This is a genomic window from Ferrovibrio sp. GW821-FHT12B10 (assembly GCF_058807515.1).
The window spans coordinates 169,898-189,949 of the sequence record NZ_JBXAQT010000001.1 but is presented as its reverse complement, the minus strand read 5'-3'; the positions used below and the strand labels follow the sequence as shown (position 1 = coordinate 189,949).

Annotated in this window: 20 protein-coding genes; 12 read left to right on the top strand and 8 right to left on the bottom strand. The window is 64.3% G+C overall.

Annotation, left to right across the window (positions count from 1 at the left end):
* Window positions 1–192: 192 nt before the first annotated feature.
* The 4 genes from AC1RRT_RS01100 (at window position 193) to AC1RRT_RS01085 (ending at window position 3,545) form a co-directional block, all read left to right on the top strand.
* Window positions 193–609: a flagellar biosynthesis repressor FlbT gene (locus AC1RRT_RS01100; RefSeq protein WP_493011803.1), complete on the top strand. Its 417-nt coding sequence runs from the start codon at window positions 193–195 to the stop codon at window positions 607–609.
* Window positions 566–928 (top strand): flagellar biosynthesis regulator FlaF, encoded by a 363-nt coding sequence (flaF, locus tag AC1RRT_RS01095; protein WP_493011802.1) that lies wholly within the window; start codon window positions 566–568, stop codon window positions 926–928. The genes AC1RRT_RS01100 and flaF overlap by 44 nt, the downstream gene beginning before the upstream one ends.
* Window positions 929–947: 19 nt before the next feature.
* A complete protein-coding gene (locus tag AC1RRT_RS01090; RefSeq protein ID WP_493011801.1) occupies window positions 948–3,167 on the top strand; it encodes a tetratricopeptide repeat protein in 2,220 nt (739 codons plus the stop codon).
* Window positions 3,168–3,323: 156 nt separating this feature from the next.
* Entirely contained in the window at window positions 3,324–3,545 is a 222-nt protein-coding gene (locus AC1RRT_RS01085; protein ID WP_493011800.1) for a hypothetical protein, read from the top strand.
* 70 nt (window positions 3,546–3,615) lie between these two features.
* Here AC1RRT_RS01085 and AC1RRT_RS01080 read toward each other — a convergent pair whose 3' ends face one another.
* Window positions 3,616–3,801: a hypothetical protein gene (locus AC1RRT_RS01080; protein ID WP_493011799.1), complete on the bottom strand. Its 186-nt coding sequence runs from the start codon at window positions 3,799–3,801 to the stop codon at window positions 3,616–3,618.
* A 282-nt stretch (window positions 3,802–4,083) separates the two neighbouring features.
* Here AC1RRT_RS01080 and fabD point away from each other — a divergent pair, with 282 nt between their 5' ends.
* The 5 genes from fabD (at window position 4,084) to mltG (ending at window position 8,504) form a co-directional block, all read left to right on the top strand.
* Entirely contained in the window at window positions 4,084–5,025 is a 942-nt protein-coding gene (fabD, locus tag AC1RRT_RS01075) for an ACP S-malonyltransferase (protein ID WP_493011798.1), read from the top strand.
* A 37-nt stretch (window positions 5,026–5,062) separates the two neighbouring features.
* Window positions 5,063–5,803: a 3-oxoacyl-[acyl-carrier-protein] reductase gene (gene fabG, locus AC1RRT_RS01070; protein WP_493011797.1), complete on the top strand. Its 741-nt coding sequence runs from the start codon at window positions 5,063–5,065 to the stop codon at window positions 5,801–5,803.
* Window positions 5,804–5,943: 140 nt separating this feature from the next.
* Window positions 5,944–6,183: an acyl carrier protein gene (locus tag AC1RRT_RS01065; RefSeq protein ID WP_492981505.1), complete on the top strand. Its 240-nt coding sequence runs from the start codon at window positions 5,944–5,946 to the stop codon at window positions 6,181–6,183.
* 56 nt (window positions 6,184–6,239) lie between these two features.
* On the top strand, window positions 6,240–7,517 hold the full coding sequence (fabF, locus tag AC1RRT_RS01060) for a beta-ketoacyl-ACP synthase II (protein WP_493011796.1): 1,278 nt from the start codon (window positions 6,240–6,242) through the stop codon (window positions 7,515–7,517).
* A gap of 9 nt (window positions 7,518–7,526) precedes the next feature.
* The gene (gene mltG, locus AC1RRT_RS01055; protein WP_493011795.1) at window positions 7,527–8,504 is read left to right on the top strand and encodes an endolytic transglycosylase MltG; all 978 of its coding nucleotides are present in this window, start codon (window positions 7,527–7,529) and stop codon (window positions 8,502–8,504) included.
* Here the strand turns inward: mltG and AC1RRT_RS01050 are convergent, their stop codons facing one another.
* Window positions 8,505–9,272: an SDR family NAD(P)-dependent oxidoreductase gene (locus AC1RRT_RS01050; protein WP_493011794.1), complete on the bottom strand. Its 768-nt coding sequence runs from the start codon at window positions 9,270–9,272 to the stop codon at window positions 8,505–8,507.
* Between the two features lie 67 nt (window positions 9,273–9,339).
* On the opposite strand from AC1RRT_RS01050, the gene AC1RRT_RS01045 reads away from it, so the two are divergent.
* Window positions 9,340–10,239 carry a YicC/YloC family endoribonuclease gene (locus AC1RRT_RS01045; protein WP_493011792.1) on the top strand — a complete coding sequence of 300 codons (900 nt, stop codon included), beginning with the start codon at window positions 9,340–9,342 and terminating at the stop codon, window positions 10,237–10,239.
* Window positions 10,229–10,888 carry a guanylate kinase gene (gene gmk / locus AC1RRT_RS01040; RefSeq protein ID WP_493011791.1) on the top strand — a complete coding sequence of 220 codons (660 nt, stop codon included), beginning with the start codon at window positions 10,229–10,231 and terminating at the stop codon, window positions 10,886–10,888. The genes AC1RRT_RS01045 and gmk overlap by 11 nt, the downstream gene beginning before the upstream one ends.
* Window positions 10,889–10,890: 2 nt before the next feature.
* On the opposite strand, the gene rsmA is transcribed toward gmk, so the two are convergent.
* Genes rsmA through lptF form a run of 6 tightly spaced genes read right to left on the bottom strand, consistent with a single transcriptional unit; the run spans window position 10,891 to window position 18,361 of the window.
* Window positions 10,891–11,718, bottom strand: a complete 828-nt coding sequence (rsmA, locus tag AC1RRT_RS01035; RefSeq protein WP_493011790.1) for a 16S rRNA (adenine(1518)-N(6)/adenine(1519)-N(6))-dimethyltransferase RsmA — start codon at window positions 11,716–11,718, stop codon at window positions 10,891–10,893.
* On the bottom strand, window positions 11,702–12,745 hold the full coding sequence (gene pdxA / locus AC1RRT_RS01030) for a 4-hydroxythreonine-4-phosphate dehydrogenase PdxA (RefSeq protein WP_493011789.1): 1,044 nt from the start codon (window positions 12,743–12,745) through the stop codon (window positions 11,702–11,704). The genes rsmA and pdxA overlap by 17 nt, the downstream gene beginning before the upstream one ends.
* Window positions 12,723–13,976 (bottom strand): peptidylprolyl isomerase, encoded by a 1,254-nt coding sequence (locus AC1RRT_RS01025; protein WP_493011788.1) that lies wholly within the window; start codon window positions 13,974–13,976, stop codon window positions 12,723–12,725. The genes pdxA and AC1RRT_RS01025 overlap by 23 nt, the downstream gene beginning before the upstream one ends.
* Before the next feature lie 7 nt (window positions 13,977–13,983).
* Window positions 13,984–16,152, bottom strand: coding sequence for an LPS-assembly protein LptD (locus tag AC1RRT_RS01020; protein WP_493011787.1), 2,169 nt, complete (start codon window positions 16,150–16,152; stop codon window positions 13,984–13,986).
* Window positions 16,149–17,243, bottom strand: coding sequence for an LPS export ABC transporter permease LptG (gene lptG, locus AC1RRT_RS01015; protein WP_493011786.1), 1,095 nt, complete (start codon window positions 17,241–17,243; stop codon window positions 16,149–16,151). Before lptG ends, AC1RRT_RS01020 begins: the two co-directional genes overlap by 4 nt.
* Window positions 17,243–18,361 carry an LPS export ABC transporter permease LptF gene (gene lptF, locus AC1RRT_RS01010; protein ID WP_493011784.1) on the bottom strand — a complete coding sequence of 373 codons (1,119 nt, stop codon included), beginning with the start codon at window positions 18,359–18,361 and terminating at the stop codon, window positions 17,243–17,245. The genes lptG and lptF overlap by 1 nt, the downstream gene beginning before the upstream one ends.
* Before the next feature lie 175 nt (window positions 18,362–18,536).
* Here lptF and AC1RRT_RS01005 point away from each other — a divergent pair, with 175 nt between their 5' ends.
* Complete coding sequence (locus AC1RRT_RS01005) at window positions 18,537–20,039, top strand: leucyl aminopeptidase (RefSeq protein WP_493011783.1); 1,503 nt, start codon at window positions 18,537–18,539, stop codon at window positions 20,037–20,039.
* Window positions 20,040–20,052: the final 13 nt, after the last annotated feature.

Here is a 20,052-nt window from a genome sequence, read left to right as displayed (position 1 = left end):
CGTTAATCGGCAGTCTGATACCAGATCGGAAAGGGGGCCTTTTGGCCCCCTTTCTTTTTGCCTTCTCCACAGTCTGACCAGGGGGCGGCCCTCTGGCGCCCGGCATTCCTTGACGGAAGGCCGGAAGAGGGTTAGCCCTGTTCGGAACCCTTCAACTGTGGAGGGAGGGGTTGGCAAATCCCTCCGGATCTCGTGCCGCTTATCATCACACTCAAGGCTGGCGAGAAGTTCATTCTCAACAGGGCGGTCCTCAGTCTTTCGAAATCCGCCAGCATCATTATCGAAAATAAAGCTTCTTTTCTTCGGGAAAAGCACATTATGCGTCCCGAGGATGTCGATACCCTGGGGAAGAAAATCTATTACTTCTGCCAGCTGGCCTATTTGTGGGACGAAAACTTCGACGAGTATTACGAACAGATTAAGCAGACGAGTTTGGAGTTTGTTAAGGCCGCGCCGAGTACTCATGCGTTGGTCGCCAGTATCGGAGCTGCCTTGGTCCAGAAGGACTATTTCAAGCTTCTGAAACTGGCACGACGCTTGATTGAGGTTGAGAGGAAACTGCTCGATGTCGGGAAACAACCCATACCAGACGGCGCAGAACGCCCTTGAGTCGCCGCGGCAGATTGAGTACCGCCTGTTCTCGGCGGTGACCCGCGCGCTGATGGATATCCGTCCGATCATGGAGAGCAAGTACCCCGCCGATGTCGCCAAGGTCGCCTATGCGATCGGCTGGAATCGCGAAGTCTGGAATCATCTGATGCCGGAAGTGCTCGATGAGGCAAACACCCTGACCAAGGAGGTCAAGGTCTCGCTGATCAACATCTGCATCTTCGTCAACAAGCACACCGACAAGATCACCCAGGGTCAGTCCACGAACGTCGACGCGTTGATACAGATCAACCGCAACATCATGGATGGCCTGAAGTAATCCCTATGCGGCCATGAGCATGGCTCCGCCAGACTGGCGCCAGCGCCTTGCTGCGGCCATGCAGCGCCATCAGGCCGGGCGCCTCGCCGAGGCCATTCCCCTCTACCACGGCCTGATCGCCGAACAGCCTGATGACGCCGACGCCCTGCATCTGCTGGGCCTTGCACTGAGTCAGTCGGGCAATCCGGCCCAGGGCAAACCGTCCATCGCGCTGGCTATCCGCCAGGCTCCCGATGTGGCCGTCTATCATACAAGCCTGGGACAGGCCTGCCGCATGCTCGGCCAGATCGCTGAGGCAGCGGCTGCCTATGCCGAAGCCCTGCGGCTCGACCCGACATCGGTTGAGGCCTTGAGCAGTCTCGGTCTTATGGCGCTCGACCGCGGCGACTGGATGGCAGCGCGTGAGCAGTTCCATCGCGTGCTGGTCGTCGACCCCACATCCGCTGAGGCGCGCTTCAATCTGGCCCGAACCGACTGGCTGGCCGGAGAGACGGCAGCGGCATTGCCGGCGTTACGCGACCTGCTGCAGGCCGCACCCGTCTTCGCGGCGCAGGTGATGCTGCTGGCCAAGCAGGCGCTCGATAACAAGAACGCTGACGGTGCCGACGCACTGGTCGGCCTGCTGGAGCAGACTGGAAAGTTTGCACAGCATCTGCCGCTACTGCGCGGCGGGATTGCGGCGCTGCGTGGCGAACCGGCTGCAGCGATTGCGCAGTACCAGGCAGCATTGGCGCAGAATCCGGACAATCCTGATGCCCTGCGTCAGCTTAGCCAGCAGTTCATGGCGGCCGAGGCCTTTGATCGGGCCGTGCCGCTGCTTGAGCGCGTGCATGCGTTGAAGCCGAATGATCCAGCGATCTTCGCCAATCTGGGTATTGCCCTGGCACGCAGCGGTGCTTTCGATCGCGCCGTACCGGTGCTGCAGCAGGTGGTGGCGCATGGCCCGGACAACACGGTGGCCTGGGCCAATCTCGCCCTGTCGCTGTCGAAGCTGTTTCAATATGAGGAAGCCTGCGCAGCCTTGCGGCGTCTGATCGCGCTCGATCCCGCGCAGCCGCTCAACTACGTCAATCTCGCAACCTACGAAACCCAGATCGGCAATCTCGTCGCAGCTGAGCAGGCCTGCCAGGACGCGCTGGCGCGCGATCCGCAGTCGAAACTGGCACGCGGCAATCTGGCCAACCTGCGCGATCTGCAGGGACGCCCTGATGAGGCTGAAGCACTGTATCGCGGCGTGATGGCTGAGGATCCTGAGGATGCTACCACCTCAACCAATCTTGGCCTGCTGCTGCTGCGCCAGGGCCGCTATGCCGAAGGCTGGCCCTATTATGCCAGGCGCATGCAGGGCAAGGACTGGAGCAGCCCTGATGGCAGCTGCGGCCTGCCGCGCTGGGATGGCCGGCTGCCGCTGCGGACCGGACGGTTGCTGGTCTGGGGCGAGCAGGGCATCGGCGATCAGATTCTATACTCTGGCGCGCTTGCCGATCTGGCGCGTCGTGGCGTCGAGATCGTCCAGACCACGGACCCACGTCTTGTGCCGCTCTTCGCGCGGTCCCATCCGTCGATCCGCGTCGAAGCGAATACTGCTGCGCTCGACGCGGCCGCGCTTGGTCTGACCTGCCAGTACCCGCTGGCCGATGCAGCCGCGCTGGTGCGCAAGACGGCAGAGGATTTCACCAGCCATCCGCCGGTCTATCTGAAGGCCGATCCGCAGCGCACTGCAGCGTTGCGCACACGTTATCTGGCCACGGGCAAGACAATGCTGGTGGGCGTCGCCTGGAGCAGCCACAACCCGCGTGCTGGCCGCAACAAGTCGATCCAGCTCACCGATATGGCGCCGCTGTTGCGTGAACCCGATATAGCCTATGTCTCACTGCAATACGGCGCGGCGCGGGCCCATACCGCCAAGCTGTGGCAGGATCACGGCATTGCGATGATCCAGGATCCGGAGATTGATCCGCTGACGGATATCGATGGTCAGGCGGCACAGATCGCGGCCCTGGACCTGGTGGTCACGGTCAGCACCGCCGCGGCTCACCTCGCTGCCGGGCTGGGGATTCCCACACTGGTGCTGCTGCGGCAGGACTGGGGCCAGCTCTGGTACTGGGGCGAGGGGCAGAGCACCCCATGGTATTCGTCGGTCCGCCTGTGCCGCGCGGCTCGTGGGGCGCCGGCTGCTGCGCTGGTGGCGCAGGCCGGCCCGGTCCTGCAAGGCATGCTGGCGGGGCTTCGCCGTTAGGGCCCGCCATAGGGGATGTGCGTGGCGACCGGTATTCTGGTAGAATTCACATCACGCAATACGCGTCTGTGCGGCATTTACGTTCCATAAACCGAAACCATGCGAAAGACAGGGCGAGCAACCAGTCCAGATTCGCAAAACAAAGGGGAATGACCCATGGCGATGAACGAAGAAGAGCAGAGCAAGGTTACCCGGGAATCCTTCGTCGCGACCTGGGAAGCTCTGGTCAACGGCGGCATCAGCCGTGAAGTGGTGGCCGCGATTGCCATGAGCATGGCGCTGGCCGAACTGACCTCGCTGTTTGGCAAGGCTGTCACGGCCCATGGCCTGGAAAAGCTGCCCGATACGATCCGCGCGGGCGCCTTCGACGCCAAGTAAGCGCGCGTCTCGAAAAGATACAAAAAAACCGGCCAATGGCCGGTTTTTTCATATCTGCTGCAGCTTCAGATCAGACCGAGATATCGACATTGCCGCCGACACCGGCAGAGGTGGGCGACGATGCTTTGGTGATCTGCTTGATGTTTTCGAGGCCAGCACTCACGACGCTCAGCACCGCTTGTTCGGTCTGCTGCGCAGCCTTGAGGCCCGTCAGGTACAACGCACCCTTGATACCGCCTGGAATGTCGCCGCTCATTCTGAACCTCTGATCTTCTGATCCTGCTCTTAAGGTTGAATTTACCCTATCCCGGGCCGGCTCGCCAAGCCCTTCTGCCGCTGATTCCCGCCATAACCCCCAGGGAGGCAGCCAGGCCATTGGGGCAGTACGTCTTGAAAATATCACTATATTTCATATGGTTATGATAAATTTTGGCTGCAGGGCGCGGGCTCCGACGCTTGACAGGACGGGGGCTGGGCTTATGACTGGCGCGACATTTTTACGCCGCCCGCCGTCCTTACCAATCAGGAGCTTCCGATCATGAGCCGTGCCTTCTTGTTCCCGGGCCAGGGCAGCCAGGCCGTCGGTATGGGCAAGGACCTGAGCGACGCCTTCGCCACGGCGCGCGAGCTGTTCCAGGAAGTCGACGATGCGCTCTCGCAGAAGCTGTCGGCGCTGATGTTCGAAGGGCCGGAAGCCGATCTGACGCTCACCGAGAATGCCCAGCCCGCGCTGATGGCCGTCAGCCTGGCGGTGGTGCGCGTGGCGCAGAAGGATTTCGGGGTCGACCTGGCGGCCAAGGGCGCTTTCGCCGCAGGCCATTCGCTGGGCGAGTATTCGGCGCTCTGCGCCATGGGCGCGCTCAGCGTCGCCGATACGGCCCGGCTGCTGAAGCTGCGCGGCCAGTCGATGCAGAAGGCTGTGCCGGTGGGTACCGGCGCCATGGCGGCGCTGCTGGGCGCCGAACTCGAGCAGGCGCAGGAAGTGGTTGCCGAGGCGGCCCAGGGCGAGATCGTCGGCTGCGCCAATGACAATGGCGGCGGCCAGGTGGTGATCTCTGGCCAGAAGAGCGCCGTCGAGCGCGCCATCGAGGTGTCGAAGACCAAGGGCATCAAGCGCGCCATGCTGCTGCCGGTCAGTGCGCCGTTCCATTGCGCCATGATGCAGCCCGCCGCTGATGCGATGGCCGAAGCGCTGGCAAAAGCCGCGGTAAATGCACCTAAACTGCCGGTCGTGTCGAACGTGACCGCCAAGGGCGAGTCCAATCCCGATGACATCAAGACGCTGCTGGTGCAGCAGGTCACGGGTCTGGTGCGTTGGCGTGAGAGCATGCAGTGGCTGAAAAGCCAGGGCGTTGCGCAGGCCGCCGAGCTGGGGTCGGGCAAGGTGCTCGCCGGCTTGATGAAGCGCATCGACAAGGATATCGAAACCGTCAGCATCGGCCTGCCGGCCGAGCTGGAAGCCTGGGCCAAGAGTCTCTGACACTCTGGTCTCCGACATTTCCCGAGGGAGAAACGCGATGTTCGATCTGACCGGCAAGTTCGCCCTGGTCACTGGTGCCACCGGCGGCATCGGCAATGCGGTTGCCACCGCCCTGCATGCGCAGGGCGCCACCGTCGGCCTGTCGGGTACGCGCGAAGCGGTGCTGCAGGAACTGGCGGCCAAGCTCGGCAGCCGTGCCCATGTGCTGCCTTGCAACCTCGCCGATGCCGAAGCGGTGAACGGCCTGATCGGCAAGGCGGAAGCCGCGATGGGGCAGGTGGACATCCTGATCAATAACGCCGGAATCACCCGAGACCAGCTCGCGATGCGCATGAAGGACGAAGACTGGCAGACCGTGCTCGACGTCAATTTGAGCGCCGCCTTCCGTCTGGCGCGCGCCTCTTTCAAGGGCATGATGAAGCGCCGCTGGGGCCGCATCGTCAGCATCACCTCGGTGGTTGGTGCGACCGGCAATCCGGGCCAGGCAAATTACGCAGCTGCGAAGGCCGGCCTGACCGGCATGAGCAAGGCGCTGGCCCAGGAAGTGGCGTCTCGCAATATCACCGTGAACTGCGTCGCCCCCGGATTTATCCAGACGGCGATGACCGATGTGCTGACCGATCAGCAGAAAGAAATGATTTCCCAGAAGATTCCGGCCGGCCGACTCGGCCAGCCTGCTGAAATCGCTGCTGCAGTGCTTTATCTGGCCTCGGACGAAGCTGCTTATGTCACCGGTCAGACCTTGCATGTGAACGGCGGTATGGCCATGATTTCCTAAGGAAATCTGGCGTCGAATCAGCCGTTTCGGATGGTCTGGAACGGCTTGGAAGCGTGGGGTTTCTATGCTACAGGGAGCCCCACTTGCCGGTCGCCGCTCAAACGGCTGGCCAGGCAGTCATAACCACAGGGATTTATGAAATGAGCGACATTGGTGAGCGCGTTAAGAAGATCGTCGTCGAGCATCTCGGCGTCGAAGAAGAGAAGGTAGTCGAGAACGCCAGCTTCATCGACGACCTGGGCGCTGACAGCCTGGATACGGTCGAGCTGGTCATGGCCTTCGAAGAAGAATTCGGCGTCGAGATTCCGGACGATGCCGCTGAAAAGATCCTGACCGTCAAGGACGCGATCGATTTCATCAAGGAGCGTTCGGCGTCGTAACTGACGCTGCCGCTCCACGCGTTCTTTTTTCCGTTTATCGTCAGAAAGGCTCCGCCATGCGTCGTGTCGTCGTCACCGGCCTAGGCCTGGTTACGCCGCTCGCTTGCGGCGTCGAAGCGACTTGGACCCGGTTGATCAACGGGGAATCCGGCCTTGGCCCGATTACCCGGTTCGACGCGTCCGAGATGCCGGCACGTGTGGCTGGGCAGGTTCCGCTTAAGGCGGACTTCCCGGACCGGGCGGATGCCTTTGATCCCGACGAATGGATGGAAGCCAAAGAACGCAAGCGCGTGGACGATTTCATCGTCTATGGCATGGGAGCGGCCAAGCAGGCGGTGAAGGATTCCGGCTGGGTCCCCGCCGATGAGGAGCAGCGCTGCCGTACCGGCGTGCTGATCGGTTCCGGCATCGGTGGTCTCAACGGCATCGAAGAGGCGGCGATTACCCTCAAAGAGAAGGGGCATCGCCGCATCAGCCCGTTCTTCGTACCGGGCCGTCTGATCAATCTCGTTTCCGGTCATGTCTCGATCGAATACGGCTTCAAGGGCCCGAACCACGCGGTGGTGACGGCCTGCTCGACCGGCGCGCATGCGATCGGCGATGCGGCCCGCCTGATCATGTGGGACGATGCCGATGTCATGGTGGCCGGCGGCGCCGAAGCCACCATCGGACCACTCGGCGTTGCCGGCTTTGCCGCTGCCCGTGCGCTGTCCACCGATTTCAATGACAACCCGAAAGCCGCGTCGCGTCCCTGGGACAAGCGGCGTGACGGTTTCGTCATGGGCGAAGGTGCCGGTGTGGTGGTGCTCGAAGAGCTTGAGCATGCCAAGCGTCGCGGCGCCAAGATTTACGCCGAAGTGGTGGGCTATGGCCTCTCGGGCGATGCGCATCACATCACGGCGCCGCATGAAAGCGGCGATGGCGCCTTCCGCTGCATGCAGATGGCGCTGAAGCGCGCCGGCATGCAGCCGTCGGATATCGATTATGTCAATGCCCATGGCACCTCGACGCCGCTGGGTGATGAGATCGAACTGGGCGCGATCAAGCGCCTGTTCGGCAATGCCGTTGCCAGTCTGTCGATGTCGTCGACCAAGTCCTCGATCGGCCACCTTCTGGGTGCCGCCGGTGCGGTGGAGGCGATCTTCTCGACCCTGGCGATCAAGCACGGGATCTGCCCGCCGACGCTGAACCTGGAAGATCCGAGCGACGTTGCCGTCGGCATGGATCTTGTTCCGCACAAGGCGAAGAAGCGCGAGGTTCGTGCAGCCCTGTCGAATTCCTTCGGCTTCGGCGGCACCAATGCTTCGCTCATTCTCAAGCGATACGACTCGTAAAGCCCTGACATGAAGCGCCTGCTGAGCAAGCTGCCGGTGATACTCCTGGCGGCGGCCATCAGCTTGACCAGCGTTTATGAATGGTTTGAAAGCTGGATCGACCACGCTGGTCCACTGGAACAGGAAACCGTTGTCCTGATTCCACGCGGCACCGGCCTGCATGGCATCGCCCAGCGGCTGGCCGAAGCTCATGTGATCAACAATGCCCGGCTGTTCGATCTGGCCGCCTGGGAACACGATATGATCGGCAAGCTCAAAGCCGGCGAATACCAGTTCGCGCCGCGTGAAACGCCGCGTGCGGTGCTGGAAAAGCTGGCGGCGGGGAGAGTGCTGATCCGTCGCCTGACCGTGCCCGAGGGCGAGCTCACCGTGACGATCCGCAAGCTGGTCGAAAGCGGCGAGGCGCTGACCGGGGCGTGGCCGACGACCCCGGTGCCCGAAGGCAGCCTGCTGCCCGAGACCTATCATTATGTTTATGGCGATGCGCGCGGCGATATCGTGGCCCGCATGCACAAGGCGCGTGAGGAGCTGCTGGCCGAGCTATGGCCCAAGCGGGCTGCCGGCCTGCCGCTGGGCAGTCCGGAGCAGGCTGTCATTCTCGCTTCCATCGTGGAGGCCGAGACGCCGGTGCCGGCCGAGCGCCCGCGCGTGGCCGGCGTCTATCTCAACCGGCTGAAGCGCGGCATGAAGCTGCAGGCCGATCCGACGGTGGCCTATGGCATCACCAAGGGCGCGCGCGAACTGGAGCGGCCGCTGACGCTGAACGACCTGGCGCAGCCGACCGCCTGGAACACCTATACCATCGACGGTCTGCCGCCGACGCCGATCAATCATCCCGGCCGCGCCAGCCTGGCCGCGACGCTGCAGCCTGAAAGCCATGACTTCCTGTATTTCGTTGCCGACGGCAAGGGTGGGCATGTTTTTGCCCGCACCTATGACGAGCACCTGAAGAATGTCGCGGCCTACCGCGCCACGCAGCGGCGCTGATCACGCCTTCTTGGGCGCCGCACGCATGAGCCGGTCGAGCAGGGGATAGGGCAGCAGTCCGAGCAGTCGGATCGCCGCCAGCATCGGCCAGGGGAAGGCGATGCGGCCCTGGTTGCGGGCCAGGCCGTCGCGGATGATGCGCGCCGCGCGCTGCTCGTCCATCAGGAAAGGCATCGGGAATTTGTTGCGCGCCGTCATGCGCGTCGTCACGAAGCCCGGACAGATGGCCGAGACCTTCACGCCTTCAGGCGCCAACATGCCGCGCAGCTCTTCGGCATAGGCGCGGGCGAAATGCTTGGTGGAGGAATAGGGCCAGGCACCGGGCATGCTGACGAAACCGGCGATCGAGGCGACGACGGCGATCTGCCCCTGCTTCTGCTTCACCATGATCGGCACGGCGGGATTCACCGTGTTCATCACGCCCTCGATATTCACGTCGGTGATGCTATGGGCGTAAGTGTCAAACTCATCCCAGGACGTCAGCATGCCGCCGACGCCGGCATTGGCGATCACCAGATCAAGCCGTGCGCGACTGGCGATCCCGGTCACGAAGTCCCGCATGGCGGCACGGTCAGTGACGGGAACTGTGCGCGCCTCGACAATGGCGCCGCGCTGGCGACAAGTCTCGGCGACAGCCTCCAGGCGCGAAGCGTCGCGGCCGGTGAGGGCGATCAGCGTGCCGGGCCGGGCATAGAGTTCAGCCAGCGCCTGCCCGATTCCACTCGATCCGCCGGTGATGAGAATGCCCGAAAGCAATGGTTCGCCCATGACTTAGCCTCGACCCTCTGGCTGAATTTCACTATAGTGCGCGCACCGTAGCATTTTCGGGGGAATCGTGTCGCTTGTCAGCATGACTGGCTTTGCCCGCGTCGACGGACGCGCCGGCAACAAGGCTTGGATCTGGGAGTTGAAGTCGGTCAACGGCCGCGGCCTGGAGCTGCGCTTCCGCCTTCCGCCGGGTTTCGATGCCATCGAGCCCGAAATCCGCACGCTTGCCCAGTCGAAGCTGATTCGCGGCAACGTCACGCTCAACCTTCAAATTGCCGAGAGCGCCGAGGCGACCCCGCCGGCCTATCGCCTGAACGAGGCGCTGCTGGAGCAGTTGCTGGCGGTCGGCAGCAAGCTGGAAGCGCGCGGCATCGGCGCGCCGCGGCTGGATGGCCTGTTGGCGGTGCGCGGCGTGGTCGAGCCGGTGGCACAGCAAAGCGAAGACGAAGAGGTCCGCAAGGCTGTCGAGGACGGGATGAAGCAGAGCTTTGCCGCCGCGCTGGACCAGTTGGTGAAAAGCCGGACGGCCGAAGGCGCCAAGCTGGGCGGCATCCTCGGCTTCATGCTGGAGGAAATCACGGCGCTGGTGGGGCAAGCGGCCGGCATTGAGGCCGTGCGCCCTGAAGCGCTGCGCCGTCGCCTGCGCCAGCAACTCGACGATCTGCTGGCCCAGAATCCGCCGGTCAGCGAAGACCGACTGGCCCAGGAGCTGGCGATGCAGATCACGCGCCTGGATATTCGCGAGGAATTGGATCGCCTGAAAGCTCATGTCGAGACCACGCGCAGCCTCATCGGCGGTGGCGACGGTCGCGGCGTCGGCCGCAAGCTGGATTTCCTGGCGCAGGAGTTCAATCGCGAGGCCAACACGCTGTGCTCCAAGGCCTTCGACGCCGGGCTGACGACGGTGGGCCTGGAGCTCAAACTGGTGATCGACCGTCTTCGCGAGCAGGCCCAGAATGTCGAGTAAGTCTTCTGCAAAACCCGAGATCGCGGTGGCGCGCCGCGGCCTGATGCTGGTGCTGTCGTCGCCCTCGGGCGCGGGCAAGACCACGATTTCGCGCCGCCTGCTGGCCGAGGACCCGGAGCTGCACCTGTCCATCTCGGTGACCACGCGCGCACGCCGGCCCGGCGAGGTGGATGGCACGCATTATCACTTCATCGGTTCGGAAGAATTCGGCCTGATGGTGAACCGCCAGGAACTGCTCGAGCATGCCAAGGTGTTCGACTATTACTACGGTACACCAAGGGAGCAGGTGGAGAAGCGCCTCGCCTCGGGGCAGGACATCCTGTTCGACATCGACTGGCAGGGCACGCAGCAGCTGCGTCAGCGCGCCCGCGACGATCTGGTCAGCGTCTTCATCCTGCCGCCCTCGACCCGCGATCTGGAAAAGCGCCTGCATACCCGCGCGCAGGACTCTGCCGAGGTGGTGGCCAAGCGCATGTCGAAGGCTGCCGACGAGATCAGCCACTGGGCCGAGTATGACTACATCGTGATCAACGACGATGTCGAACGTTGCCTGGCCGAGGTGCATGCCATCCTGCGCGCCGAGCGCCTGAAACGCCATCGCGGCATCGGCTTGGTGGATTTCGTCAAGCAGCTGCGCGAAGGCCGCTAGACCTACAGCAGCCTGGCCAGCGCGCAGAACTCCTCGATCGAGAGAGTCTCGGCCCGGCGTGTCGGATCGATGCCGGCTGCCGTCAGCTTCGCATCGGCATCGGGCCAGAGCGGTTTCAGCGCGGCGCGCAGCATCTTGCGGCGCTGGTTGAAGGCTGCGGCCGTCACGCGTTCCAGTTTGGGCCATTCGGCTTCCGCGATGGGTCTGGCGCGCGGCTGCAGCTCGACCAGCGTCGAGGTCACCTTGGGCGGCGGCACAAAGGCCTTGGGGCCGATATCGAACAGCATCCGCACATCGCAGCGCCACTGCGCAGCCACCGCCAGTCGGCCATAGGTCTTGCCGCCGGGTTTGGCGGCGAGGCGTTCGGCGACTTCCTTCTGCACCAGCACGGTGATGCGGGTGAAATTCTGCGCCTGCGCCACCCAGCCCAAAATCAGCGGCGTGGCGATGTTGTAGGGCAGGTTGGCGACCACCTGCCAGGGCGGGGGCGCGAGGCTGGCGAAGTCGGTTTCCATCGCATCGCCCGGATGCAGCCGCAGCCGGCCGCTGGCGGCCTGTTCCAGATCGGCGAGGGCGGCCAGGCAGCGATCGTCACGCTCGACGGCCGTGACCTGCGGTGCGCCTTCTAGCAGCAGGGCGCGGGTCAGGCCGCCGGGGCCGGAGCCGATCTCGATGACCTGCGCCGCCGTCCAGGGCATGGCGGCGCGGGCAATCTTGCGGGTGAGGTTGAGGTCGAGCAGGAAGTTCTGCCCGAGCGATTTGCGCGCGGCCAGCTCGTGCTGCGCGATCACGTCACGCAGCGGCGGCAGGCCTTCAATGGCGGCTGACATCGCGGCCCGAACTGATCCTGCGCTCGGCCATGGTGGCGGCCATCTTGATGGCAGCGATCAGGCTGGTGGGACTGGCAATGCCCTTGCCGGCGATATCGAAGGCGGTGCCGTGATCGGGCGAGGTGCGGATCACCGGCAGGCCGAGCGTGACATTGACGCCCTTGTCGAAATCCAGCGTCTTGATCGGGATCAGCGCCTGGTCGTGATACATGCAGAGCGCCGCGTCATAGCCGGCGCGCGCCTCGGCGTGGAACATGGTGTCGGGCGGCAACGGGCCGCGCGCATCGATACCCGCGGCCTGCAGCTTAGCCACGGCCGGAGCCACGATGGTGGCGTCCTCGCCGCCCATGCTGCCGCTCTCGCCGGCATGGGGATTGAGTCCGGCAACGGCGATGCGCGGCCTGGCGATGCCGAACTTGTCTCGCAGGTCGGCGGCCAGGATGAGGCCGGTCTCGACAATCAGATCGACGGTCAGCAGTTCGATGGCGCGCAGCAGCGAGACATGGATGGTCACTGGTACGACGCGCAGGCGGTCTGATGCCAGCATCATCACCGGCCGGGGCGCATCGCAGAGCGCGGCCAGAAATTCGGTATGGCCGGGATGGGTGAAGCCCGCATCGTAAAGCGCGGCCTTGTGGATCGGATTGGTGATGATGGCGCCGGCAGTGCCGTTACGGCACAGCGTGGTGGCCAGTTCGATGGCATGCAGCACCGCCGGTGCATTGCGGCGGTCGGGGATGCCGGGCTGCGGCATAGCGGGTAGGGGCACCGGCAGCACCGGCAGCGCCCGGTCGAACACGGCGGCGGTTTCTTCCGGCTCGGCGATGGTCTCGATGGGCACGGACCAGCCATGACGGGCAGCCAGCGCCTGCAGGCGGGCCGGGTCGTCGAGCAAGAAGAATGGCTCGAGGGCTTCGTCGCGGCGCTTCAGCCAGGTCTGCAGGGAAATCTCGCCGCCGATGCCGGCGGGCTCGCCCATGGTGACGGCAAGCGGCAGCCGCGGATCAGCGGAATTCAATGGTCGCATCGCGCCGCAGTTCGCGGATATAGCGTTGCGCCATCAATTCGGCGCGCCGGACCAGCAGGCTCTGGCGCACGTCGGCCCGATTGATACCGCCGCCGTCTTCCTTGGCGCAGAGCGTGAACAGATGCACGGCGCGCGAGGCGCGCACAGGCTGGGATGTCTCGTTGATGTTCAGCGGCGTCACGGCCTGGCGGAAGCTTTCCGGCAGATCGCCGAGCCGCAGTGTGCCCAGGCTGCCAGAGCCCGTGGCCTGAATGCGTTCGGCCACCGGCTCGACATCGTCGCAGGTGCGGATACTGCCGCGCGCCTCGCGTGCCTTGGCAATGGCGGCTTCAGCATCGGCGTCAGTGGCATTCTGCGGTAGCGGCAGCAGCACTTGCTTCAGCGTGACACGGGCAGCCTCGGCGCCGGGCAGGGTGATGCGGCGACGGTCGCGCAGGGCGACGATCTGCCAGCCGCCCACCGTGCGGATCGGTTCGGAGAGATCGCCCTTGTTCATCTTGGCGATGACAGCATCGACATCTTCGGGCAGCGTGCCGCGCTGGACCCAACCGACATCGCCGCCGCTGGCAGCCGTCGTGCCGCGGCTGAACTGGCGGGCCAGTGCCGGGAAGTTCGAGCCGCCACGCACCTGCTCGAGAATGCGCTGGGCCAACTGACGCTGACTCTCTTCCTGGTCCGGGCTGTCCACCGGGATCAGGATTTCTGAGATCATGTCCTCGGTCTGACCGGCATTGCTCTTCAGCTTGGCGATGGCCTCGTCGATATCCTGTTCGGTGATGTTGACCTGGGCGCCGACGCGGGCGCGCACCATGCGGTTCCAGGTCAGCTCACTGCGGATCTGGTTGACGACCGAGGCCGGATCGATACCGGCGCGCTGGGCGAATTCCTCGAAGCGGCCGGCCGGGATGTTCATCTGCCGCTCAAGCCCGGCAATCGCCGCATCGATATCCTGCTGGGGCGTATTGATGCCGCGCCGCTTGGCTTCCTGCTGCTGCAGGCGTTCGTCGATCAGCGAGCGCAGGGCCTGGTCGCGGACCGCACGGCGGATTTCGGGGTTATCCGGCAGGCGCGTCGTCGCCATGATGATGCGCGAGCGGTCGTTGATATCGAGCAGTGAAATGACATCGTCGTTGACCAACGCAACAATGCGCTGCTGTTCCTGCGCATGCAGTACCGGCGCCGCAAGCAGGGCGGTCAGAAACAGGGCGAGAGCGATAAGGCGGCGATGCATGGGCAGCTCAGCTGAAAGTCGCAATCCTGAAACGCAGACCGATGGTTGTCGACGGCTGGATGTCACGATTAATTGTAAATGTCCGTTCGGCGAACAGAATGACGTCGAAACATTCGTCAGTATAGCGCAAACCGCCGAAGTTGAGCAAAGAGCCGTCATCACGAAGATCGCGGGTGTGACGGGCTTCCATGGACCAGTATTTGGTCATCTGCAGGCGGATGGCGGCGCTGATCGCTTCCTGGCTGGTGATGTTCTGCAAAAAGTCGGTATTGGTGACGTCGGCGTAGGTTACCGAGAAGAAATTCGTGTTGCTGCCCAGGGTGGTGCCCAGCTCATGGCGGCGGACCGACAGGTCACTGTTCTGGGCCAGGCGGACGCGGTCGACGATGTTGATGTAGCGGCCGGGCGAAACGGTCAGGCGGCCCACATAGTCCGAGAATTGATCGCGCAGGCCGGAGGATTCCGTGAAGGTGTCGTCGGCCTTGGCGCGCAGTGACTGGCCGACCAGCAGTTCGACATAGCCGCTGTTCTCGCTGTAGGCGGCCGTGCGCACGCCATAGTTCAGCTTCGGCCCGCCATCCCAGCGGTCGAGGCCGGGGAAGCGGCTGAGCGAGAACAGGTTGGTTTCGTCGAATTCGAAGCTGAGCGAATCTTCGTTCGGAACGCCCTTGCGGTTGCCGCCGTACGGCGTGACTACAGCCATGACGATCGGCTCGATCAGCTGGCGCATCGGGCCCTCGTCACGCACGAAGGGGTAGCGCCAGTCCAGCGCGACCAACGGCATGGCGCGACCGATGAAGTCGGCTTCATCGCCGGGCGTGTTCGACAGCGGAGACTGGTTCAGGTTGTTGGTCCAGTAGCCATCGCCGCGCAGCATGGCCGTGGCGGTGTAGACCTCGCCGGTGGAGGCGTAATACGGCTGCGTCCACGATGCAGTGCTGGACAGGCGGCGCGTATCGGTGCCTTCCGTGCGCATCAGCGACATCATGTTCGCGTCAATGGCAAAGCGGCCGCCGCGATCATTCGGCTCCATGATGGCCGAGTAGTCCATCACCGGCACGGCGATCGGCACGTTGCCGTTGCGGACGTTCTGGCGCAGGTTCTGGAAGGAGAAGGCATTCGCTGCTGCGAAGTGCCGGTTGTTGATCGATTCAGCGTAGACGCGGCTGGTCAGCGTGTTGCTGGCCGGCCGATCATTGACCCGGTAGCGACTCAAGTAAGTGTCGTCCGAGGCGCGCAGGATGTTGGCCCCCACTGTGGTGTCGTCATTGGTGCGGAAGGCCATGTTGGCGCGAAGGTGGCCGCGCACATCCTCGCTTTTGTCTTCCTCGGTGATGCTGCCGTCTGCGGCGATCTCGCCACGAGCGAAGCGCTGGCGGTATTCGGTGGTCAGGTGCGCGCCCTGCCTGGTCGAATACTGCGGCGTCACGGTCAGATCGGTGGTCTCATCGACCACCTGGTAATAGGGCAGCTGCAGCAGCCGGCCGAAATACTCGGTACTGATGAACCGCGGCGGCAGGATGCCGCTGCGCCGGTTCACCGTCGGATCGGGGTGGCTGAGATATGGCGTATAGAGGATCGGAACGCCAAACATCTCGAAAACAGCGTCACGATAGGTGATTTCCTGCTTGGCCTCGTCATGCTCGACGCGCTGGGCCTTGAGCTGCCACACCGGGGGGCGGGAGGGGTCGGTCTCGCAGAGCGCGCAGGTGGTGTAGACGCCCTTGCGCATGATGGTGCGGTTGCCGTCACGCCGTTCAGCCGAGGCGGCGGCGCCGCGTGACATGTCGGACAGCAGCAGGGAGACGTCACGGATGAAGCCGTTCCGCATGCCCGCCGTCAGTTCCATGTAGTCGGCGAAGAGAACGGTGCCGTTCTCTTCCAGCAGGGCGACGTTGCCGCTGGCGATCGCCTTGTCGTCACGCTCGCTGTAGCTGACCGTGTCGGCCATCAGGGTGCGTCCACCCTGGGCGATCTCGACCTTTCCCTCGGCCGTGATCAGGCCGAGAGACTGGTCGTATTTCAGATTGTCGGCGGTCACCAGCACCGGTGCATTGGTGCTGGTCTGTGCCACAGCCTTGCGAGCGGTGACGATCTGGACCGGTGTCAGTGCGGTGAATGCGAGCAACAGGCCGAAGCTGAACCTGTAGAACAGACCGCTGGACTTGGCGATCATCCATCCTCCAGGTGAAAGAGCAGCGAGATGCCCAGCATGGCGAACACCACGGTCGGTGCGCAGGCTGCGAGCTGCACCGGAAGGGTGCCATTGAGACCGAAGGGCTGAATGACCTCGACGCTGAAATACAGCAGGAAGCCCGAGGCGACGCCGCCGGCCAGCATGAAGCCGATGCCGCCGCGCCGGGTCAGGCGCAGACTGAAGCTGGCGGCGATCAGCAGCATGGCGCAGAGCAGGATGGGCGAGGCGAGCAGGCTGTAGAAATGCAGACGGTGTCGTACGGCAGAGAAGCCGGCGGCCTCCAGCGTGCTGATGAAGGATGGTAGCTCCCAGAATGAGATCGTGCTGGGAGAGGCAAAGCTTTCCTGGATACGGTCGAAGGTCAGTGTGGTCGGGACGTTCAGGCTCTCATGGCGTTCGGCGGGGCGATCAGGATAGCTGACGATCACCTTGCTCAGGTTCCACTGCCCCGGCTCCAGGATGGCGACACCTGCATCGATGCGCTTCACGAACTGATCGCGGCCATCGTAATAAAACAGGATCGCGTCGCGCAGTTCACCACCCTGATTGGCGACCCGCAGGGCATGCACCACAACCTGGCCCTTGGAATCCGCTTCGCGCATCCACAGGCCGCTGGAGGAGACGGCCAGCACGCTGGTGCGGCCGCGCATCACCTTGGCGTCGATGTTTTCATAGCGCGACAGCATGGCGGCGCTCAAAGGGTTGTAGACGCTGACCAGGAAGATGCCGAGCAGCAGTGCCAACGTGATGCCCGGCAGCAGGAACTGCCAGACTGACACGCCGGCCGCGCGGCTCACCGTCAGCTCCTGCGAGCGGGTGAGGCGGCTCAGCGCCAGCATGCCGCCGAACAGGACGGCGAAGGGAAACAGCTTGGTCATCAGGCTGGGCAGCTTCAGCAGCGACATCTCGAAAACCAGGTCGAGACTGGCTTCGGCGCGTCCGCTGGCGCGGCGCAGCATTTCCACCATGTCGAAGCTGAAGGCCAGCACGGCCAGCACGACCAGCACCGTCAGGATGCCGGTCAGGAACTGGCGCCCGAAATAGATGGAGAGCGTGGTCGACTGCCGCATCAGGCCGCCTGCACTTTCCGGCGCGCGCTGTAATCGACGCCTGGTTCACGCAGCAGCAGCACAGTGCCGATGATGGCGACGGCCGGCAGCAGGTACATCAGCGGGATCAGCGCCACGCTCTTGGCGGCAAGCTGGGTAACGCCCAGGCTCATCACCTGCAGCGAGATGGCGGCCGCGGCGGCGATGGCGAGCCGCTGGCCATGGCCGCGGCGGTTGAACTCGCCGCCGATGATGCCGGCGATGGCGATCAGGATCAGTGCCGGGGCATAGAAGGGCGTCACCAGGCGGCGATGTCCTTCGGCGATCAGCCTGGCGTATTGCTGGCGGTCGTCGGCGTTGTTCAGGTCCGGCCAAAACAGGTCGGTCAGGAAGCGTTCGGACGGCTCGCGCCAGCTCTGACCTTCCTTCTGGGCATAGGTTTCCAGGTCAAGGCTGTAATTGTCGAAATACAGCAGCGACAGCGTGCGGTGCTCGGCATCCACCTGCTGCCGGTTGCCGTTGACCATGTACAGGCGCGGGCCCTGCGGGGTGCGGACCAGGGTGGCCTTTTCCGCCATCATGGTGGTGGGCGAGGTGGCATTGCGGTTGTCATGCACCAGCACGCCGAGCATGTCGCCGTTGCTGTCGCGCTCGCGCACATAGACGGTCAGGTTCGCGGTCGGCGTGTTGAACACGCCTTCCAGGATGGCCATGCCGGCCAGATCGTTGCGGAACTCGTACTGGGTGGCCTTGAGCGTGCGCGAACCCAGCGGCATCAGGTACAGCATGATGACGTACATCACGGCCATGACGATGAAGGAGATCATCAGGGCGGGGCGGCAGAGCGCCAGGCGGCTGTAACCCGCCGCCGAGAGCACGATCACCTCGGAATCGCTGGCCATCCGGTGGAAGGCATAAAGGGTGGCGCAGAAGGCGGCGACCGGCAGGATGATGGCCATGATATTGGGCAGCACCAGCATGGTCAGGTAGAGGAAATCGGAGAAGGCGAGGTTGTTGTTCACGATGCGGTCGATGAACCGCAAAGACTGGGTCAGCCAGATCACCCCGGTCAGGGTGAGGGTGGCAAATCCAAGCGGCCAGGCGATCTGGCGCACGATGTAAACGGAGACCCCGCGCATGGCGCGCAGTATAGCGATTCCGCCCTTAGCTGCCACCGCTTGGCTTTGAAAAGAAGGACTTGACCCACAAGGAAGAATCGACGATTCGGCGGGTCGCGCGGATTGATTGGGCGCGTTTCCGCCCGCTATAGTCCTTGCCCGGTTCCCGACAGCCTTTTGACCCGGTTGGAGCATCATGAAAATTGAAATCGTCGACGCCAAATCCCCGAAACGCGGCAGCCTTGTCCTGGTGGTCGGCGAGGGGCGCCAGCTTGGCGCTTTCGGCCAGCGGACCGACAAGGCCTTGGGCGGGATTCTGGGCAAGGCGATGGCGGCGGCGCCCCGGTTTACCGGGGCCCGGGGCCAGTGGCTGGAGGTCATGGCGCCGGGTGCCGGCCTGAGCCGCATCCTGCTGGCGGGCCTGGGCAAGCCGGGCGAGACCAAGGCTGTGGCCTACGAGACCGTGGCGGGCGATGCCGTTCGCCGGCTGGCCGTCTCGGGCGAGGCCGACCTGGCGATCGCCGCCGAGGTCCTGAAGGGCACCGTGCTGCCGGCGGCCGAGGCCGCCGCCCGGGCCGCCCTGGGTGCCCGCCTGGGCAGCTACCGCTTCGACAAGTACCGCACCAAGCTGAAGGACAAGGACAAGCCCAGCCTGAAGACCGTGACCGTGCTCTCCGAGGCCGTCGCGGCCGCCAAGAAGCTGCATGCGCCACTGGACAAGCTGGCCGCTGGCGTCGAGGTCACCCGCAACCTGGTGACCGAGCCGGCCAATGTGATCTTCCCCGAAAGCCTGGCGGCCGAATGCCGCAAGCTGACCAAGCTCGGCGTCAAGGTCGAGGTGCTGGGCGAGCGCGAGATGAAGCGGCTCGGCATGGGCGCGCTGCTCGGCGTCGGCCAGGGCTCGGACCGCGACTCCCAGCTCGTGGTCATGCAGTGGAACGGCGGCAAGAAGGGCGGCAAGCCGCTGGCCCTGATCGGCAAGGGCGTCTGCTTCGACACCGGCGGCATCTCGATCAAGCCGGCCGCCGGCATGGAGGAGATGAAGTGGGATATGGGCGGCGCGGGCGCCGTGATCGGTGCGATGACCGCGCTGGCCGGCCGCAAGGCAAAAGCCAATGTCGTGGGCGTCGTCGCGCTGGTGGAAAACATGCCGTCGGGCACCGCGCAGCGGCCGGGCGACGTGGTCACGTCGATGTCGGGGCAGACCATCGAGGTATTGAACACCGACGCCGAAGGCCGCCTGATCCTGTGCGACGCCATGTGGTACACGCAGCAGCGCTTCAAGCCGCAGGCGATGGTCGACCTCGCCACGCTGACCGGCGCGATCATCATCGCGCTCGGCCATGAGCATGCCGGGCTGTTCTCGAATAACGACAAGCTGTCCGAGCAGCTCACCGCGGCCGGCAAGGCCGAGGACGAGCCGCTGTGGCGCCTGCCGCTGGGCGAGGCCTACGACGCCGGCCTGAACTCGCCGATCGCCGATATGCAGAATATCGCGGGCCCCGGCTTCGGCGCCGGCTCGATCACGGCGGCGCAGTTCCTGCAGCGCTTCGTCGTCGACAAGACGCCCTGGGCGCATCTCGACATCGCCGGCACGGCCTGGAGCAAGAAGGACAAGGCCACGGTGCCCAAGGGCGCCACCGGCTTCGGCGTCCGACTGCTCAATCGTCTCGTGGCCGATCACTACGAAGACCGCTGAGCCACCAGCCCGC

Coding starts and splice junctions, on each gene's coding strand:
- flaF (WP_493011802.1), top strand. CDS start 566: ATGTCGGGAAACAACCCATACCAGACGGCGCAGAACGCCCTTGAGTCG.
- AC1RRT_RS01090 (WP_493011801.1), top strand. CDS start 948: ATGGCTCCGCCAGACTGGCGCCAGCGCCTTGCTGCGGCCATGCAGCGC.
- AC1RRT_RS01085 (WP_493011800.1), top strand. CDS start 3,324: ATGGCGATGAACGAAGAAGAGCAGAGCAAGGTTACCCGGGAATCCTTC.
- AC1RRT_RS01080 (WP_493011799.1), bottom strand. CDS start 3,801: ATGAGCGGCGACATTCCAGGCGGTATCAAGGGTGCGTTGTACCTGACG.
- fabD (WP_493011798.1), top strand. CDS start 4,084: ATGAGCCGTGCCTTCTTGTTCCCGGGCCAGGGCAGCCAGGCCGTCGGT.
- fabG (WP_493011797.1), top strand. CDS start 5,063: ATGTTCGATCTGACCGGCAAGTTCGCCCTGGTCACTGGTGCCACCGGC.
- AC1RRT_RS01065 (WP_492981505.1), top strand. CDS start 5,944: ATGAGCGACATTGGTGAGCGCGTTAAGAAGATCGTCGTCGAGCATCTC.
- fabF (WP_493011796.1), top strand. CDS start 6,240: ATGCGTCGTGTCGTCGTCACCGGCCTAGGCCTGGTTACGCCGCTCGCT.
- mltG (WP_493011795.1), top strand. CDS start 7,527: ATGAAGCGCCTGCTGAGCAAGCTGCCGGTGATACTCCTGGCGGCGGCC.
- AC1RRT_RS01050 (WP_493011794.1), bottom strand. CDS start 9,272: ATGGGCGAACCATTGCTTTCGGGCATTCTCATCACCGGCGGATCGAGT.
- gmk (WP_493011791.1), top strand. CDS start 10,229: ATGTCGAGTAAGTCTTCTGCAAAACCCGAGATCGCGGTGGCGCGCCGC.
- rsmA (WP_493011790.1), bottom strand. CDS start 11,718: ATGTCAGCCGCCATTGAAGGCCTGCCGCCGCTGCGTGACGTGATCGCG.
- pdxA (WP_493011789.1), bottom strand. CDS start 12,745: ATGCGACCATTGAATTCCGCTGATCCGCGGCTGCCGCTTGCCGTCACC.
- AC1RRT_RS01025 (WP_493011788.1), bottom strand. CDS start 13,976: ATGCATCGCCGCCTTATCGCTCTCGCCCTGTTTCTGACCGCCCTGCTT.
- AC1RRT_RS01020 (WP_493011787.1), bottom strand. CDS start 16,152: ATGATCGCCAAGTCCAGCGGTCTGTTCTACAGGTTCAGCTTCGGCCTG.
- lptG (WP_493011786.1), bottom strand. CDS start 17,243: ATGCGGCAGTCGACCACGCTCTCCATCTATTTCGGGCGCCAGTTCCTG.
- lptF (WP_493011784.1), bottom strand. CDS start 18,361: ATGCGCGGGGTCTCCGTTTACATCGTGCGCCAGATCGCCTGGCCGCTT.
- AC1RRT_RS01005 (WP_493011783.1), top strand. CDS start 18,537: ATGAAAATTGAAATCGTCGACGCCAAATCCCCGAAACGCGGCAGCCTT.